Below are 16047 nucleotides of genomic sequence, written 5' to 3' on the forward strand. Positions count from 1 at the left end.
TGGCCAAGGCCCACATCGGAGAGCCGGCTGCGCAGCAGTACCCGAACGGCCGCTGCCCGGGAACGAAGTCCCGGGCAGCGGCCGTGATGAAGAGTGTGGTCGTGGAGGGCGGTCGCCTACGCGGCGAAAGGCTCCATGAGGCTTCAGCCGAACGATCGTCCTCATGGGCAATAGGTGAGGCCCGGGGACACTGTCCCCTCCACAACCACACTCCTTCCAACCAGTACGCGCTCGCGAATGTTCCCCACCCCGAACAACGGCTGGAGGGTGTCAGCGGCCGGTGTCGTTGATACCTGCGGCAAGCTGCCCGGCCAGGTCGGCGACCCAGACTCTGTCGGGAATCTTGGAGATGCCGAGGTCAGATGCCCGGTGTTCGCCAGGACTTCGGTCGGGTTATCTCGCGCTGGTCGAGGTAATTCTGGAACGCAGTCGGGCGGCGGGCCGTGGGTGCCTCTTCGGTTGGCGGCAGTGAGCGGAGACGCTCGATGTTGACGGCGATGGCGGTCAGGACGTGCTGGATGTGGACCTTTCTCCGGCCTCGGTAGCGACGGCGCATGCCGTGTCCATGGGCGAACTCGTTGATCGTGCCCTCGACTCCGGAACGGGCTGCGTAGCGGGTCTTCCACTCGGGTGTCTGTTGCGCGGTGCGGAGACGAAGTTGCAGGTCGCGGAGTTCTCGTGGGGAAAGCCGACGGTGCGGGTGCTTTCGCGGGAGGCGGTGCACTGGGTGCGGGCCGGGCAGGGCTGGCACTGACGCTTGGTGAACTTGGCCACGATCAGCGGGGCCGCGGTGGGTGAGGAGGTCGGGTAGGGGCCGTGCCAGCCCTGGCTGACCTGGCCCTGGGGGCAGGTGACCTGCTGGCGGTCGTAGTCGATGTGGAAGTCGTCCCGGGCGAAACCCTCACCTTGGCGGTGCTGACGGGTGGGATTGGCCGGCAGTGGTCCGGTGACGGTGACCTGGTGTTCACGTGCGGCTTGTTCCAGCTGAGGCAGGCAGGTGTAGCCGGCGTCGACCAGGTGCTCGGTCGGCAGTAAGCCGCGACGCCGCAGGCGGGTGTGGATGCCGGGCAGGACCTGGCTGTTTCCTGCCCCAGAAGTAGGCCGCGGACACCGAACACCGCACCGCCACCCGTATCCCGCCCGAGGCCGGGCACCGCGAGAAGTGGCGGCTGGCCCTGGACATGCTCGACACCCTGGCCAACTGGAGCATGAGCCCGCCGGTCGTGGTGGCCGATGCCGCCTACGGCGTCAATGCCCACATGCGGGCCGGCCTCGCAGAGCGGGGGATTGACTACGTGCTGGCCATCCGCGGCGACGTGAGTGCCCATCCGTTCAACGTGAAGCAGGTGGCCCCGGATCGCAGGGGCCCCGTCGGCTGCCGGCCCCAGCCCCGTTACCGCAGGCCCGCACCCTCGGTTGCGGCCCTGGCGGCCGGGCTCGGGCAGGAGGCGTTCACCCCCTCACCTGGCGGCACGGCTCGCGAGGAGAGTTATGGTCCCGCTCCGCCGCCGTGCGTGTCCGCCCGGCCGGCAAGGCCGTCGAGCCTCCGATCCGGGCCGCCGCCCCGGCCGGGCAGGACTGATGGGACGAGGTGCTGCCCGACTGCCGGCTGCTGGCCGAATGGCCCGAAGGCGCCGAGGCGCCCACTGATTACTGGCTGTCCAGCCTGCCGTACGACACCCTGATCGCCGACCTGGTCCGTCTGCCCAAGGTCCGCTGGCGCATCGAGCACGACTACCGCGAACTCAAGCACGGCCTGGGCCTGGACTACTTCGAAGGCCGGTCCTGGCCCGGCTGGCACCACCACGTCACCCTCGTCACCGCCGCCCACGCGTTTCTTACCGAACAGCGGCTGGCCCCAAAGCACCAGGAACGTCCTCACCCTCTACCAGATCCTCGACGCCCTCCAGGACCTCCTGAGGTGCTGGACCGGCACCTGCACCACCTGCCAACACCCCCTGCTCAGCAGACCACGCACAACACCAAGATCGAGACAGACCTAACGGAGTCCTACTGTTGGCCCCTTCGGAGACGATCCCCAGCGGGACGCCGCGGGCGTCACAGGCAGCGGAGCGCTTCAGCCCCTGCTTGCCCCGGTCGACCGGCGAGCGGCCGGCCTTCTCCCGGCCGGACGGGGCCTTGGTGATGCAGCCGTCCACCGAGATCTCGCCAAGGTCGAGGCCGATCATCCGGTCGTAGGCGTCCAGGGCGAGAGCGTGCAGCGCTTTGGAAATCCCCTGCCGGGACCACTCTTTGAGGCGCCGGCGGATGGTCCGGTCCGAGCATCCGGGCGTGGAGATCCGCTCGTAGCCGGAACCATGGACCAGCGCGAGCACGACGTGCTCGAAGACGGTTCGATCGGGGATCCGGCGGCGGTGACAGCCCAGCAGGTGATCGACGACGAACTCCTCCCGGACGGGGAGGAGCGCGACGAACTGGTCCCGCAGGGGTTCGAGCAGGCAAGCTGGCAGCGAGGGCACGGTCGTCCTTCATGATCACTGAGCGTAGAGATTATGAGCATGAGGTACGCGCAGGGCGGCGGGTCGACCGACCCTGAGTTCAGGGCAGGTTCACCACGGGAGGTTCCCGGATCGGTCGATGAACTGTCCCGTCGGCCCGTCCGGACCGATCATCGCGAGGGTCACGATGGACTCTGCGCCGTCGGCGACGCTGTGTCCGAGGCCGCCGGTGAAGTCGGTCGCGGTCTGCCCGGGGTCTGCGGCGTTGACCTTCACGTCCTTCAGTTCCTTGGCGTACTGCGTCGTGAGCATCGTGACCGCGGCTTTCGAGGCGCAGTAGAGGGGCAGGGCATATCGCGACTCGATCCGCGCCGGGTCCTGGGTCATGCTGAAGGAGCCCATTCCGCTGGACACGTTGACGATGACGGGGTTCGGCGACTTGCGCAGCAGCGGGAGGAAGGCGTGCGTGACGCGCACGATCCCGACGACATTCACGTCGAGCACGGCGCTCACGTCGGCCGCGGTGTACTCCTCGACGGGGCCGACCTTGCCGAGGACGCCGGCGTTGTTGACCAGGACGTCGATCGTTCCCTCATGCGCGGCGACATCCGCGGCCGCGGCCTGGACCGAGGCGTCGTCGGTCACGTCGATCGACACGAACCGGGCGCCGAGCGACTCGGCCGCGGCCCGACCGCGCTCACGGTGGCGGGCACCGAGGAGGACGGTGTGCCCCGCCTCGACGAGGCGACGAGCGGTTTCAAAACCGAGGGACTTGTTGGCCCCGGTGATGAATGTGGTGGTCATGCTGGCTCCTCCTGGTCCGAACAGCACGGTCGTGCGCTGTTCACGCACTCGATGCTGGGGTCCCGGGAGGGTTGGCGGGAGCTACGAAACTTCCTGGTACGGCGCGTACCACCCAGCAGCTTGGTCCACCGGACGGGGCAGAACGCAGGACTTCATCCCTGAGGAGAGATCCTCTGGACCCCAATGGCCGCAAGGAATTCGAGTTTGCTGCGGGCGTCGGTGCCTGGCTGCGGCGTGTACACCACGAGGCGGAGGTTCGTGTCCTGGGTATTGAGGATGTCGGAGTTCATGGCGATGTCTCCGACATCCGGGTGCTGGACGAGTTTGTGCGCACTCTGGTGACCGCCCACCGCTCGGCGGCTCCACAACTCGCAGAACCTTGGGCTGAGGTTCAGCCTCGATACCAACGCCTCGAGGTCAGGATCGTCGGGATACCGGCTCGTCGTCGCACGCAGGTCGGCGACGAGGGACTCCTCGAACGCCGCCCGCTCGGCCGCCGTCTGCCGGACCCGGGGCAGCTCACCCAGGAACTGCCAGACCAGGACGTTGCGGTCCCCCACACCGCGGACCGTGGGATCGCCGAACGTGGCCGCGAACAGCGGATTCCAGTGCAGCAACTGCCAGGTGGCGTCGTAGATCGCCAATGGGTTGCCGGCGAGCTGATCCACGATCCGGTACAGGCTCCCTGGGATCATTCGCGGAACCCGGGTCGGACCCGCTGCATGACCGGCCATACGCAAAAGGTGAGCATGCTCGTCGTCGGACAGGTGCAGGGCGCGAGCCAGGGCCGAGCAGACCTGCGCCGAGGGCGTCGCCACCCGTCCCTGCTCCAGCCGGACCACGTACTCGACCGAGATGCCGGCCAGCGTCGCCAGCTCCGCGCGTCGCAGACCGGGGACCCGACGGGGTGAGCCGTGTGCGAAGCCCACCGTCGCGGGATCCAGCCGGTCCCGCCACGCCCGCAGCGCGGCACCGAGTTGATCCATGCACACCATCCTCCCGCACACACCGCCCCGATGGGTGGTACGCGCTGTACCACGAAGCTCCGTAGCTTCCGCCGACGCTGCCTGGGGCTCAGCGTCGAGTCGTGAACGACGCACAACGATGCTGTTCGGAGTTAGGAGGAGCAAGCATGACCACCAGGCCAAACCACTACACTACGTCACCGTGCTGTGGGAAGTCCGGACCAGCTGCACTCGTCGTCTGGCTCCACACATGACCCGAGAAACAGCGCCTAGCGGGGCTGATGTGTTCCCGGAGTGTGTCCGAAGGTACGGCGGAAGACATCGATGAACGCGCTTGCGGACGACCAGCCGCACATGTGCGCCACGGTGGTCACCGGGACGTTCTCGGCCAGAAGGACCAAGGCGTGGTACAGGCGCAGTTGGGTGCGCCACTGCGGGAAGGTCATGCGGAGATCGGCCTTGAAGAGGCGAGAGAGAGTACGGTCGCTGGCGCCGACCTGCCTGCCAAATGCGGCCAGGGTGCGGTCGTCGGCCGGATTCGTACGCAAGATCTCGCACACTGCCTGTAGTTGAGGGGTGGTTGGGGTGGGCAGGTGCAGGGGCTGCTGGGGTGAGGCTCGCAGCTGGTCGAGTAGCACGGCTCGTAGCCGCCTGCGTTCGGGGCTGTCGTCATGCGGGGTGTGCGTGTAGGCGAGGATCAGTTCCCGGAGGAGGAGTCCGACTGTCAGCACAGTCGGCTCGTCCAAGCCGAGCGGGTTTTCGCTCGCGGGCAGGCCGATCAGGTGCAATTCGAGTTCGCCGTGGGCCTGGTGGGCGTGCACGGTGTCCGCCGGTACCCAGATGGCGCGAGTGCCCGGCGCGATCCACGAGCCCGTGCTGGTCGTCACGGCCAGCACCCCTTGGCCCGCATAGACGATCTGGTGGTCGTCGTGGCGGTGGGCGTCGATGGCGGCTCCGGACGCCAGGCACTGGGTACGGGTCGGTGCTACAGGATCGTGGCGGATTTCTGTCATTGATTGGCAGGTTATCGGAAGCACGACATGGTGCGCTGCGATGACCATGGCGATGTGCCAAGGAATAAATCGATCATTATGCTGTCGGTCGGCCATGCCTGCGTGGACTTCTACCAAGGTGCCGTCGCGTCGCTGGTCCCGTTCTTCGTCGCTGAGCGCGCCTACAGCTACGCTGCGGTCTCGGGCATCGTGCTCGCCGCGTCTTTGCTGTCCTCGGTGGTCCAACCAGTGTTCGGTGTTCTCACCGACCACTGGGCGATGCCCTGGCTCCTGCCGGTGAGTACGGTCCTCGGCGGACTGGGGATTGCTCTGAGTGGCCTGAGTGGTTCCTACGCCCTAACACTGACGTTCGTGGCAGTGTCAGGTGTCGGAGTCGCTGCCTACCATCCCGAGTCCGCCCGCGTTGCGCGGCTGGTCAGCAGGGGCAGCCACAGCGCGATGAGCTGGTTCTCCCTCGGCGGCAACCTCGGCTTCGTCGCCGCGCCGCTCATGGTCACCGCCGTCGTCACTTCCGGCGGTCTGCGCCTGTCGCCACTGCTCGTGCTGCCAGCTCTCGCCGGGAGCGTGCTGTGCCTGCCCGTTCTGCGCGCACTGGAGAAGACAAGCCAGGGCGGCAGCGGCAGCGTGGTTGCGACGGGCGCCGACGACACGGTCTCGTTCATGAAGCTGTCGCTGGCTGTGGTCTGCCGGTCCATCGTCTTCGTCGGCCTGAGCACATTCATCTCGGTCTACGCCAAGCAGCGTCTGGGAGGCAATACGGCAGCGGGCACTGCTGCGCTGTTCGTGCTCTACCTCGGCGGCGCGGTGGGCTCCGTGCTCGGCGGCAGCCTGGCCAGCCGCTGGGACCGGGTGGTTGTCTCCCGCTGGTCGTTTCTCCTCACGGTCGCCGCCGTCGCGGGGATCGTGTTCATACCTGGCCCGGCGATCTACCTGTTCGTGGCGGTGACCTCCGCCGGCCTGTACGTCCCTTTCTCACTGCAGGTCACTCTCGGACAAGACTATCTACCCACGCGCATTGGCACTGCCAGCGGCATCACCCTCGGGCTGACCGTCAGCGTCGGCGGCCTGACCAGCCCTCTCATCGGCAGCGTTGCTGACGCGACCTCCCTGCGTACCGCCCTGACACCATTGATCCTGATGCCCGCCCTGAGCTGGTTGCTGTTCCGCACCCTGCCCGAACCCACCGCACCAAAGGCCACGACGGCGGCAGACCGGAGCGACACAGACGCCGAACTCTCACCCACTCGCGTCACCGCTGACCAACCTGCACATCCGGCGGACGGACAGCCAAGCGGGCGGACGCCGTGAACAGCTTGTCAAGCACGTTGTCGCAGGATATGTACGCCCTGAGTGACTGGAGCTGCCTGGCCACTCAGCGACAGCCTTCGTGGCAGCTGCTGTCCAGTCACTCGGCGTCCGCAGGTGCAGTCGAGTACTGCCGGTGTACCTGTGACGCGCTGGTGGTCCTCTACAAGGGTGAACTCGTGGCCTTCACCGGACCCCGGCACGCCTACGAGCTCGTGCACGGCAAGCGGTGAGACGTCGAGAACTTTGGCGGGGCCTGCGTTCACTTCTTGGTGACGCAGGGCCGCGGTGAACACGTCATGTTCCCGTTGTGCCTCGGGCAGCCAGGGGATTTCATCGAAGAGGAAGCCGCGGTGGTTGTCCGGCACCAGGCGTTCCAGTTCCGCGCCGGGCCGGTGCACGAGGACCCGGCGCAGCCGGCTGGTCTCCGAGCCGACGTGGCAGCCCGTGAAGGCGGTCAGTGACGAGACGGATGGTTCGTCGAGAAAGTCTTCCCTGTCGACGACAGGACGCGAGTGGGCGGGTACGGCGATGTCGGACGGCAATCGCATACGTCTCCCGGGTCTCGGCTGGTGCAGTGCTCAGGTGCGCTGGGTATCCGCGCGCCGGGAAGAGGGCACCAAGGATTCAGTCGGTGCCGTCGGCGACGAGTTGCAGGACGCGCACCCATGGGGATGTCATGCGGCTCACGCAAAAAAACAGGAGTCGAGAGGGACAACTGGTGTCCCCGGAGGCGCAACAAACACTGGGAACCGCCCTCTTGGGACCGCAATGAAGATTTTGACCCACTGTTTCGTAGGTCAAAACGAGCGTATTCATTTACGTCGGTGCACCCGGTCCGCTATCGATGATCACTGCGATTGTTACCCCATCCGAACGGCCCGAAGGATGTTTCACGGAGTCTTCACGCAAAATGCGAAGTCCTTTTGAGCTGCTCTTCAAGCAGTCATCGCCATGTGCACACCGGCGGCGTAGCACCCCAGAGCGCAGCCAGGCTGTTTGCCCCATAAAACAAGGGGTACTCGGTTTCCTTTTTCTTGCAGCTCCTTATTGGGATACTCTGCGTAGCCGCGCATCGATCTTTTCGGGATCGTATCGCATGGGACATCATGAACAGCAGTGGCGAAATCTGTTGGGTGCGCACCATGTTGAAACGCGTGGTCAGTGATACCGCGAGACCTGCCGATTGCGGATGCCCTCGTGCTCCACCGCGCCGCGGCCACCGCAGCGGACGTCCGCTGCGGTGGCCGCGGTTCTCCTGATCGGTGCGCGGCCGGCCGAGGGCGCGTGCACGCGGTGTACGGCGAGCACGCCGAATCGATGCCGACCATGTGCCGACCCCCGAATTCGGCTTCCGGCAGACACTCGGTGCTGCTCCGCTCTCTCATGGCCCTGTTCCCAGCGTGCCCGCGTCCGCGTTCGTGTCCGGGCGAAGTCGGCGCTGTACGCGGCTGACGTGTTCGCGTCGGCGCCGAGCGAGGACCAACGGGCCGGGCCGAGGCCGACTGTTGCCTGCGGGGACCGATGCCGGACAGCCGCCGTCGCTCGATCCGGGGAGATTCCGCGATACGACGTCGGTCGCTTCCTCATTGCAGGAACTGCAGGATCTGTCGCGCAGTGGTGTCGGGACGGCTGAAGTGCACCGCGTGGGCTGCGCCGGACACCACGGCCAGTCGGCCGTCGAGCAGGCCGGTGCACACATGCTCGGCCCAAGGCTGCGGGGCAACACGATCCTTCGAGCCCCTCAACACCAGTGTCGGCACCTCGATCTGGCCCAGACGCACGACGAAGGGGCCTGCCGCGTCCTGCTGCGCCTGGTGGAACATCGCAAGGAAGCGACCTGCTCCGGTGACCAGATAGTCCGCAGCGGCCAGGGCGAGGAGCGACGGCGGTTCCCTGGGTGCGTCGGCCAGCAGGCGCAGCAACTGCCGCGCCGGCGACAATGCCGTCGCGTCGAGGGCGGGGCCGATGAACACCATGCGTTGCACCAGGTGTGGGTGATCGGCGGCGAGGGCCGCAGTCGTCTGGCAGCCGACTGAGTTGGCAACCCAGACACAGGGGCCGATCGCCGCGGCGGTCTGCCAGCGCAGTAGCGTTTCCGCGGCCTCCTCGACAGCGGGAGTTCGTCGGACGGCCCGCCGGGAGCGTGCGCTGCCTGGCAGGTCGGGCACCAGCACGGTGCGTCCGGCAGCCGCCAGTGATCGGGCCAAAGGGGTGAAGTAGCGCCCCGACAGGCCGAGTCCGTGAACTAGGACAACCACGGCGCCTCTCGAGGGCCAGGGACCGAAGCGCCGGGTGTACAGCCCGGCCACACGCCCTTCTCGCCAGGTCACAGGCCGGGCAACGTGTTCGTCCACTGCGCGCGCGGCAACGACAGCCTTTTCTCCGGCGCCGACAGCAGGGGCCAGGACCTTGCGCAAGGCGGATGAAACATCGTGGAACACCATCTCGTCCTCGGCTCCGTTCCATGCGCACGCGCCGACAGGGGCATCGGCATGGAAACAGTTCGGACAGATGCAGTCATGGCATGCAGTACAGCTCTCGTCGTTCTTCGACGTCACGTCCGCCGCACCCGCCGTGGCGGATCGCCTCCCTCGACGGCTGTCGCCCTCCTCGCCCATTCGCCGTTTCACTTCTCCGTACGCTTCGACGAGTCACCGTGCCGGAACATTCCATTCCTGTTGGTGTCCACGAGATCACCCTTGTCCATGAGGTCATGGGGGGGGGGAACCGGGCCGGTGCGTTCTCGGAAAAGCCCATGAGAACGCCGGTGCGCAGCGATCCAGGGACATCACCTCTATGGGTTCGGTCACTTGGTCCGTATACCCACACACAGAAACGACAGCGCGGTGAGTCGCCGAGGTCGCCGCCGACAGGGAGGAGGACATCTTCCGACAGGTATGCGCAGCGGAAAGGGCTGCGTGTGGACGACGCGACTCTCAGAGGGTGCAGCAAGAGTCGCCTCTGCTCTCGTTCCGGGACCCGCCGTGGGCCGGATGCGCCAGATATGACTATTTCCCCCGCTGGTAGAGCCACCGCCTACATCGGCCGGTAGAACCCCGGCCTCGGAGAACTCAGTACAGCCGTTGGTACTGAGAGCGATCATGGTTGGCTGGCATACCAGCTGAGGGCTCCGCCGGGGTTTGCGGAGAGATCGCCGGGCCGGTGCCGGGGCTGGCCACGGTCCGCTCGTGCCGGTGGAGTTCCTGACTGATGAGCAGGCCGAGACGTACGGGAAGTTCGCTGAGGAGCCAACCCGCCTCGGGTTGAAGCCGTTCTTCTTCCTAGACCACGTCGACCGCGATCTGGTCGCCTTGAACGGCTGGTCCAGCCCGGACAGGCTCAGGACCAGGCCATCTCGCCGTGGCGGGAGATGAAGCGCCCGGTTCCGGCGCCGGACCCCTCGGTGGTGAGGGCCACGATCGCGTCCGTGCCCTCGGTGACGGTCTGGGGACCGCTGTGACCGTTGAGGTCGGTTGCGGTGTAGCCGGGACCGGCGGCGTTGACGCGGATGCCCTTCAGTTCCCTGGCGTACTGCGTGGTCAGCATCGTCAGCGCCGCCTTCGAGGACGTGTACAGCGGCGACAGGGCATGCGACTCGGACCGGTCGGGGTCGTGGGTGACGGCAAGGGAACCTATGCCGCTGCTGACGTTGACGATCACAGGGGCGTCCGAACGGCGCAGCAGCGGCAGGAACGCGGTGGTGGCACGAATGACACCGATGACGTTGACGTCGAAAACGGCGAGGGCATCGGCGGCGGTGAGGTCCCCGGGATCGCCGGCGGCACCGTGCACACCGGCGTTGTTGATCAAAACGTCGATCCTGCCCTCGTGTCCGGCGACATTCGTGGCCGCGGCGGCCACGGACGCGTCATCCCTCACGTCGACAGGAAGCAACACCTTGATTCTCTGCGATCCCTTACCGGGTTGCAGCCCGGACCCCGACGGCGAACGCATACGGAAGGCCGATGGCCCGGGGCTCCCCCAGGGAATGTTGGACGTGGGGTCGTACGCAGTGGCGTCGATCCTGGCGATGCGACGGACCGGCCCGTCGATGCTCGCCGTGTGGGCCGGTCCCTCCTACCTGTCAGGCGGGCCTGGGCCTGGGCCTGGGATGATCCAATCCCTCAGGCGATCCAGGTGCCTGGCGCGCAGGCGGAGGCGGTCACCCAGGCGTGAGAGGCGATGGAGTCGTCCATACTGTACGAACCACCGGAGTACGTGTTGTCTGCGAGGCTGTCCGCATACTTCTCGCCCGGTGCGAGGCAGCCGTATGATTGGGAGTTGTAGTTCGCGTTCCAGTAGAAGGCGACGACGTCCTTCCCACCGATGGTTCCGCTGTTCATGACGGACGAGGCTACGTTCAAGTCGTTGGCGAACGGGCCGACGCCGTCATCCCAGTTGGGGTCGTTGCCTTGTGTCGCGCCAAGGAGAGCACCTGAGCAGTCGTATCCGTCCCAGGCCCTGACGTATCCGTCCCGTCCCGGCCATTTGGACATGCAGCCCGGCCCCTGAGCGGTTGCTTGCGCGGAGGCGGCCGGGACTGCGAGGCCGAGGGCGGTCAGTCCGAGGACTGCGGCGACTGTACCGATTTTGCGCATGATTCTCCCTGCTCGTCTGCCTCGTTGGAGGCATAGTGGTGGTCCACTGCCCGACGGGCGTGGAAGCTGGTGGGTCAGGCCCGGGGGCCGACGATTCGCTGCGCGCGTGTGAGTGCCTCGCGCTGGATGCGGCGGCTGGTATCGATTGCTTCGCCGTACTTGTCGCGCAGCTTGTTCAGGTAGTGCGTCTCCCGGTTGGTGCCGATCGACCTCAGGGACGCGTCCCTGGCGCAGGTGGCGTCGGCGACGGCGAGCCGCCGCTCGGCTGCGAAGGTCTTGGCCGAGGCACTGTTCACAGACTGTCCCTTCGCCGCCTGACGTGCTTCCCCGGGATTCCCGTAGGGGTGGCCGACTCGTCGCATGCATCGTGACCAGGCGTTGAGGGCTGTAGTGAACTGTTTGTCCCTCATTACGTCAGAGACGTAAAGTTGCTGAAGGTTCATGGAGATCTTGTCAGCCCTGAACCACGCACGAGTGTCGCCGTACAGCTTCTTCTCCGCCTCGGCCACGCAACCGCCCATCTGCCGGTTGACCGTTCTACCCCCAGGGACCTCGGCCGTGATCACCTGCGCGTCGATCCCCCCGTCCATAGCCTCGTCGTACGCCTTCCGCCGTTCTTCCGAAAGGCCTTTGCGGTAGACGAGGTTTGGGTTGTTGAGCCGTGCGCGGTCCTCCTTGGCCGCGATGCGGCTGCCGTACCCGTGTTTACGGGCCCAGGCGACGTCATCCGCCACATAGCCGAGCGTGCGGCTTTCCTCCAGACTTAGCCGCTCCGCCTCCCAGTATGTGAAGCCGTGCCGGTTCAAACACTGTTTGATCAGCCGCTGTTCGGCATCCGCGACCCGCAACTGTTCGGTATCGGTCAACGGCTGAAGCGCGCCGACCGGGACGCGCGTCGCGTCCTGCGAGGCCGCAGTGCCGGAGCAGCCGGTCGCCACGACCGCGGCTGCAGCGACGGCCAGCATCGCCACGGCCCCACCCCTGGCTGTGATGCTCGGCGAGTCGCTGGGCATCTCCCACCCCTCTCGGACGGTTTGGCATTCGGTGGTCCTGAGTCTGTGCTCCGGGCTCCCGTTGCCACACTTGCTTTAGGCCTCAGCCGAAGTGAATCGCGGGTTCAGCCCCGGCTTTCCTTGCCCAGACCCGGACTCGGACCCGGAGTCCGCGCGCCGAGAAGTTGCAGGCCCAACGGAGTTACTGAGTGCAGAACGTATTTGCCTTCGCGGCGGCTGACCACCAAGCCTGTATCACGCAGGATGCTGAGTTGCGCACTGGCGCTGGGCAGGGACACCCGAACGGCGTCGGCGAGTTCTGAAGTGGTGCGGGACATTTGGTCGGCCGCCTCGGCGAGGAGCGCCGCGCGGGTACGGCCGAGCAGATGCACCAGTTTTTGACGCGTGCCGTAAGCATCACTGAGCAGAGTCTTCTTGACCGGATAGACCAGTACTGGTGTCAGCGACGGGTCCGCAAGGGCGGTCGGTCGGCGCCAGCAGAAGTATGAGGGGAGGAGAAGCAGGCCGCGCCCGCCCAGGTGGAGATCCCTGTCGACTGGGTAATCCACTTCCAGCACCGGTGGGTTCCACTGCGCCAGCGGACGCAGGCCATTGAGCAGCGACTGCGTGCCGCCTTCCAGCAGGGAACGAGTCCGTAGGGCGACGTCGGAGCCGACCTGGGTGCGGATGTCGTCCCAGAACGGCCCCAGCAGTGCGCCGTGGTAGGTGTGCAGTGCGCCTGTCAGGGACTTGAGCCCGCCGGACCCCGCTCTCGCCAGCGACTCAGTCCGGGAGAAACCCGGGCGGAACTTTGCCAGCCGGGTCAGCTCATGGACTAACTGCCCACGAGGCGTGCGGAGTATCTGATCGAGACCGTCAGCCAGGCTGCCGCCGATAACCGGCGGTGTGAGGAAGTCCGGGATGTAGCCGGCGTCGGGGATCACCGTCCGCAGCAGAGACACGACGCCACGCAGGTCGGGGTCGCTGCGAAGTTGGGCATAGGCGCAACGGCGCCAGGAGCCAAAGTCGAGCGGCCCCTGACGCGTCTGTAACCGGCAGACGCTACAGATCAGTTCCCAAAGTGGGTCGGGCCGCGGAGCGATCCGAATGTTCTGCAGGTCCTGGTGGGTGAAATGAATACGCAGCATGGTCTCTCTCAGGCATGGTGCGCCGCGGCCTCTCCTGGGCGGAGCGTTTGACGTCAAGACGAATGCCCCCTGCCGCAGTTGCTCCAAGGTCTCCCCTTGCCCAGGTGCACCCGACGCCCGTGGTCACCCCGTCCACTCACCGGCTTCTACGCACCCGAATACTTGGCAGCGTGATCAACGAGTACAGATGCGCGGCCTGACCAGCGGCGACGAATTTCCGGACGGCACAAGTCCCGACGAGTGCCACGTTTGGGGACGCGACGGCAGGGTGAACGCAAGAGCCTTGTCAGCGCACGACGTCGAAGACGTTCTTCTGCAGGCCGTTGGCGTAGGCCTCGTGCTCGACGAGCTTCAGCTTCTGGGTGTCCTTGTCGGTGGCGCTGAAGAGCCGCTTGCCCGCGCCGAGCAGCAGCGGAAAAACGAGCAGGTGGTAGCGGTCGATCAGTCCGGCGTCCGAAAGGGCCTGGTTCAGGGCGGCACTGCCGTGAACGATGATCGGCCCGCCTTCGGTCTCCTTCAGCGCGGCGACCTCCTCGAGCGAGCGCAAGATCGTGGTCTTGCCCCAGTTCGAGACCAGGTCGTCCTCGGTGACAGTGGTGGAGACGACATACTTCGGCATCACCTTGTAGCCGGCGAAGTCCTCCATGTCGGGCCATACAGGGCTGAACGCCTCGTAGCTGGTGCGGCCCATCAGTATCGCGGTGGCTTCCTCCTGTTCCCGGCCCTTGATCTCGAACGCCTCGGGGAGGAACTCGACATCCTTGAACGTCCAGCCCGCATTCCGGTATCCGGGGTCGCCACCGGGGCCCTCCACGACGCCGTCGAGGGATATGAAGGCAGAGCTGATCAGGGTGCGCATCTGGGGTTCCTCGGTATCTCGTATCTGGTTCTCGGCAGGTTCCGGTCCGTGCGCGCTTCGACCACGCTCGTGGCTGCGGTGCACCAATCATGATCTATGACTGTGGATCATGGAGAAACTCATCGGTCGCCGCCCGCTCCTTGCGGCGCCTTCGAACGTCCGGACCACCTCAGCGAGCCACACGCAGGCCTGGTCGCCAGAACTACCAGCAGCCCAAAAACGACAAGCAGTGCATGACCCGCCGCAACCAGTGCCGCGACATCAGCCTGCAGCCGGCTGGGATCGGCTGATGCCCGGGTAGCAGTACCTGCTGGAAATGCTCGGCATCGAGGCGTCCGCGGAGGGTGAGGCGGTGGTGCCGGTGCGGCGGTCGCAGGACGAACGCTGGAACACCAACCTTGCTGCCGCCCGCCAGTTCCACACCCGCAAAGGTCACCTGCGCCCTGCCCGCAAGCACGTCGAAATAATCGACGTGCACGGAGGCGGAGAGAGCGAGCGGGAAGCGGTGAAGCTTAGGGCATGGCTCGACAACACCCGTCGCCGGGTGGGGAAGCTGAGTGCGCAGCGGCGGGCTGCACTCGATGGACTCGGCATGCACTGGTAGAGCCCGGTGCACATCTGCGAGCTTCCCGCTCCGGGAATGCGTGTAGCGGAGGGCTGTGGGAGGCACAGGTGACCGATTCGGCTTTCCCTCGTCCATAGCGGTCAGGACAGCCAGGCGGGGGGCAGAGTGAGCGTCGCAGAAGCAGAAGGACCGGCTGCGTCCCGAAGCCCGGTGGGAGGGTTGCCGCTTGCGCGGGCGAAGTTCACCGTGCCTGCGTTGAACACCACTTCGTCGAAGAGCACCGTGCCGCCTGTGAACGCCGCGCGGTCGAAGTTCACTGTGGCTCCGGAGAACACCACGCTATGAAAGAGCAGCACACTTCCGGAGAACTCAGCCTGTTTGAGGTTCACCGTGCCGCCGGAGAAGGTCGCGTTGATAAAGCTCACCACGCCGCCCGAGAAAATCACGTAATCGAAGAGCACCCTGCCTCCGGAGAAGATCACGTTGTTGAAATTCATTGCGGATCCGTCGGAGAGCTTCGCTCCACTGAAGTTGACCATACCGCCGGAGAACTCCGCGCCGTCGAAGTCCATGACTCCGTCGATGGTGACGTCGCGGAGGTCCAGGTCGCAGTCCTGCCAGGAGCGGTGAGTGTCCTTGGGGATGCGGTAGTGGTCTCCGACAAGGCGCAAGATCGTGTGCCGGACCTCGCGCAGGGCGCGGTGTCGGTCTTTCTTGTCCTGGTGGGCGTCGCGCCGTTCGTCGGTGGGTGGGGTGCCGTCGGGCAGGGAATCAGGCAGATCGCCGGGGTCGGGGGTGGAAGGCAGGCGGAGGTAGGCGCACAGGACGTCGATGCAGGTCTGGCGCAGGTCCTGGGTGGGGGCGTCGTCGGCGAGTCCGGCCAGGGCGTGGACGCCGCCGAGGCGGACGGCCGGGGAGTCGTTGCCGAGCTGGGAGACGGCGGTCGTGAAGCGTTCGGTGTGCAGGCGGGTGGTTTCGCGGTGGGCGCCGGCTTCGTCGACGCGCTGGCGGCGGTAGGCGACGACCAGGGCGACGAGCGCGCCGGCCCCGGCGACCACTCCGAAGGAGAGTTTTACCAGGTCGAAGAGTGTCTTCGCGTCGAGCTCGGCGGTGGTGTCGATCTCCTGGAAGTCGAGGAGCACGACCAGGGTGTAGAAGATGCTGCCCGCGGCCAGGACCGCGGCGGCGAAAGTGAGGGCCAACGCCCGGCGAACCCCCCACAATCGTAGCTCCCGTTCATTCGCAGGTCGTGGCTTTCGACGGATCGTCATGACGACCAAGACAAGGGACAGAACGCAACGGTTGCAGCGAGTCTGCTGAACAGCAGGATGGGCGT

The 16047-nt window shown here is 66.3% G+C and carries 14 protein-coding genes and 3 pseudogenes; 4 read left to right on the forward strand and 13 right to left on the reverse strand.

Annotated features, from left to right (window positions below):
* Positions 1-358: 358 nt before the first annotated feature.
* Positions 359-751: a transposase gene (locus QFZ75_RS08805; RefSeq protein WP_307535281.1), complete on the reverse strand. Its 393-nt coding sequence runs from the start codon at positions 749-751 to the stop codon at positions 359-361.
* Between the two features lie 65 nt (positions 752-816).
* Between QFZ75_RS08805 and QFZ75_RS08815 the strand changes: the two genes are divergently transcribed.
* Together QFZ75_RS08815 and QFZ75_RS08820 are read left to right on the forward strand one after the other, a co-directional pair.
* Positions 817-1035: a hypothetical protein gene (locus tag QFZ75_RS08815; protein WP_307545099.1), complete on the forward strand. Its 219-nt coding sequence runs from the start codon at positions 817-819 to the stop codon at positions 1033-1035.
* A 65-nt stretch (positions 1036-1100) separates the two neighbouring features.
* A pseudogene (locus tag QFZ75_RS08820) lies at positions 1101-1920 on the forward strand (IS701 family transposase); the annotation flags it as partial.
* A gap of 95 nt (positions 1921-2015) precedes the next feature.
* Here QFZ75_RS08820 and QFZ75_RS08825 read toward each other — a convergent pair.
* The 4 genes and pseudogenes from QFZ75_RS08825 to QFZ75_RS08840 all read right to left on the reverse strand — a co-directional run.
* Positions 2016-2480 (reverse strand): annotated as a pseudogene (locus QFZ75_RS08825) (IS5/IS1182 family transposase); the annotation flags it as partial.
* Between the two features lie 90 nt (positions 2481-2570).
* The gene (locus QFZ75_RS08830; RefSeq protein ID WP_307535283.1) at positions 2571-3263 is read right to left on the reverse strand and encodes an SDR family NAD(P)-dependent oxidoreductase; all 693 of its coding nucleotides are present in this window, start codon (positions 3261-3263) and stop codon (positions 2571-2573) included.
* Positions 3264-3415: 152 nt separating this feature from the next.
* Positions 3416-4249: a helix-turn-helix transcriptional regulator gene (locus QFZ75_RS08835; RefSeq protein WP_307535284.1), complete on the reverse strand. Its 834-nt coding sequence runs from the start codon at positions 4247-4249 to the stop codon at positions 3416-3418.
* 248 nt (positions 4250-4497) lie between these two features.
* A complete protein-coding gene (locus QFZ75_RS08840) occupies positions 4498-5241 on the reverse strand; it encodes a helix-turn-helix domain-containing protein (RefSeq protein ID WP_307535285.1) in 744 nt (247 codons plus the stop codon).
* Positions 5242-5295: 54 nt separating this feature from the next.
* On the opposite strand from QFZ75_RS08840, the gene QFZ75_RS08845 reads away from it, so the two are divergent.
* On the forward strand, positions 5296-6549 hold the full coding sequence (locus QFZ75_RS08845) for an MFS transporter (RefSeq protein ID WP_307544326.1): 1254 nt from the start codon (positions 5296-5298) through the stop codon (positions 6547-6549).
* 8 nt (positions 6550-6557) lie between these two features.
* Here QFZ75_RS08845 and QFZ75_RS08850 read toward each other — a convergent pair whose 3' ends face one another.
* The 7 genes and pseudogenes from QFZ75_RS08850 to QFZ75_RS08880 all read right to left on the reverse strand — a co-directional run bounded on the left by QFZ75_RS08850 (position 6558) and on the right by QFZ75_RS08880 (position 14146).
* The gene (locus QFZ75_RS08850; protein ID WP_307535287.1) at positions 6558-7097 is read right to left on the reverse strand and encodes an arginine deiminase family protein; all 540 of its coding nucleotides are present in this window, start codon (positions 7095-7097) and stop codon (positions 6558-6560) included.
* 1035 nt (positions 7098-8132) lie between these two features.
* Complete coding sequence (locus QFZ75_RS08855) at positions 8133-9107, reverse strand: alpha/beta fold hydrolase (RefSeq protein ID WP_307535288.1); 975 nt, start codon at positions 9105-9107, stop codon at positions 8133-8135.
* Positions 9108-9888: 781 nt separating this feature from the next.
* Positions 9889-10440 (reverse strand): annotated as a pseudogene (locus QFZ75_RS08860) (SDR family NAD(P)-dependent oxidoreductase); the annotation flags it as partial.
* Between the two features lie 233 nt (positions 10441-10673).
* Positions 10674-10892: a hypothetical protein gene (locus tag QFZ75_RS08865; protein ID WP_307535291.1), complete on the reverse strand. Its 219-nt coding sequence runs from the start codon at positions 10890-10892 to the stop codon at positions 10674-10676.
* Between the two features lie 329 nt (positions 10893-11221).
* On the reverse strand, positions 11222-12112 hold the full coding sequence (locus QFZ75_RS08870) for a hypothetical protein (protein WP_307544329.1): 891 nt from the start codon (positions 12110-12112) through the stop codon (positions 11222-11224).
* A gap of 152 nt (positions 12113-12264) precedes the next feature.
* Complete coding sequence (locus tag QFZ75_RS08875) at positions 12265-13287, reverse strand: helix-turn-helix transcriptional regulator (protein ID WP_307535293.1); 1023 nt, start codon at positions 13285-13287, stop codon at positions 12265-12267.
* 286 nt (positions 13288-13573) lie between these two features.
* A complete protein-coding gene (locus QFZ75_RS08880; RefSeq protein WP_307535295.1) occupies positions 13574-14146 on the reverse strand; it encodes a dihydrofolate reductase family protein in 573 nt (190 codons plus the stop codon).
* A gap of 316 nt (positions 14147-14462) precedes the next feature.
* Here QFZ75_RS08880 and QFZ75_RS08885 point away from each other — a divergent pair, with 316 nt between their 5' ends.
* Positions 14463-14750 (forward strand): helicase associated domain-containing protein, encoded by a 288-nt coding sequence (locus QFZ75_RS08885; protein ID WP_307535297.1) that lies wholly within the window; start codon positions 14463-14465, stop codon positions 14748-14750.
* 101 nt (positions 14751-14851) lie between these two features.
* Here QFZ75_RS08885 and QFZ75_RS08890 read toward each other — a convergent pair whose 3' ends face one another.
* The gene (locus QFZ75_RS08890) at positions 14852-15982 is read right to left on the reverse strand and encodes a pentapeptide repeat-containing protein (RefSeq protein ID WP_307535299.1); all 1131 of its coding nucleotides are present in this window, start codon (positions 15980-15982) and stop codon (positions 14852-14854) included.
* Between the last annotated feature and the right edge of the window lie 65 nt (positions 15983-16047).

It is taken from the genome of Streptomyces sp. V3I8 (assembly GCF_030817535.1).
GTDB lineage: Bacteria > Actinomycetota > Actinomycetes > Streptomycetales > Streptomycetaceae > Streptomyces.

What these genes read in the sequence shown, in the direction of transcription:
- QFZ75_RS08830 (WP_307535283.1), bottom strand. Translation starts at nt 3,263, where the DNA reads ATGACCACCACATTCATCACCGGGGCCAACAAGTCCCTCGGTTTTGAA.
- QFZ75_RS08835 (WP_307535284.1), bottom strand. Translation starts at nt 4,249, where the DNA reads ATGGATCAACTCGGTGCCGCGCTGCGGGCGTGGCGGGACCGGCTGGAT.
- QFZ75_RS08840 (WP_307535285.1), bottom strand. Translation starts at nt 5,241, where the DNA reads ATGACAGAAATCCGCCACGATCCTGTAGCACCGACCCGTACCCAGTGC.
- QFZ75_RS08850 (WP_307535287.1), bottom strand. Translation starts at nt 7,097, where the DNA reads ATGCGATTGCCGTCCGACATCGCCGTACCCGCCCACTCGCGTCCTGTC.
- QFZ75_RS08865 (WP_307535291.1), bottom strand. Translation starts at nt 10,892, where the DNA reads ATGAACAGCGGAACCATCGGTGGGAAGGACGTCGTCGCCTTCTACTGG.
- QFZ75_RS08870 (WP_307544329.1), bottom strand. Translation starts at nt 12,112, where the DNA reads ATGCTGGCCGTCGCTGCAGCCGCGGTCGTGGCGACCGGCTGCTCCGGC.
- QFZ75_RS08875 (WP_307535293.1), bottom strand. Translation starts at nt 13,287, where the DNA reads ATGCTGCGTATTCATTTCACCCACCAGGACCTGCAGAACATTCGGATC.
- QFZ75_RS08880 (WP_307535295.1), bottom strand. Translation starts at nt 14,146, where the DNA reads ATGCGCACCCTGATCAGCTCTGCCTTCATATCCCTCGACGGCGTCGTG.
- QFZ75_RS08885 (WP_307535297.1), top strand. Translation starts at nt 14,463, where the DNA reads ATGCTCGGCATCGAGGCGTCCGCGGAGGGTGAGGCGGTGGTGCCGGTG.
- QFZ75_RS08890 (WP_307535299.1), bottom strand. Translation starts at nt 15,982, where the DNA reads ATGACGATCCGTCGAAAGCCACGACCTGCGAATGAACGGGAGCTACGA.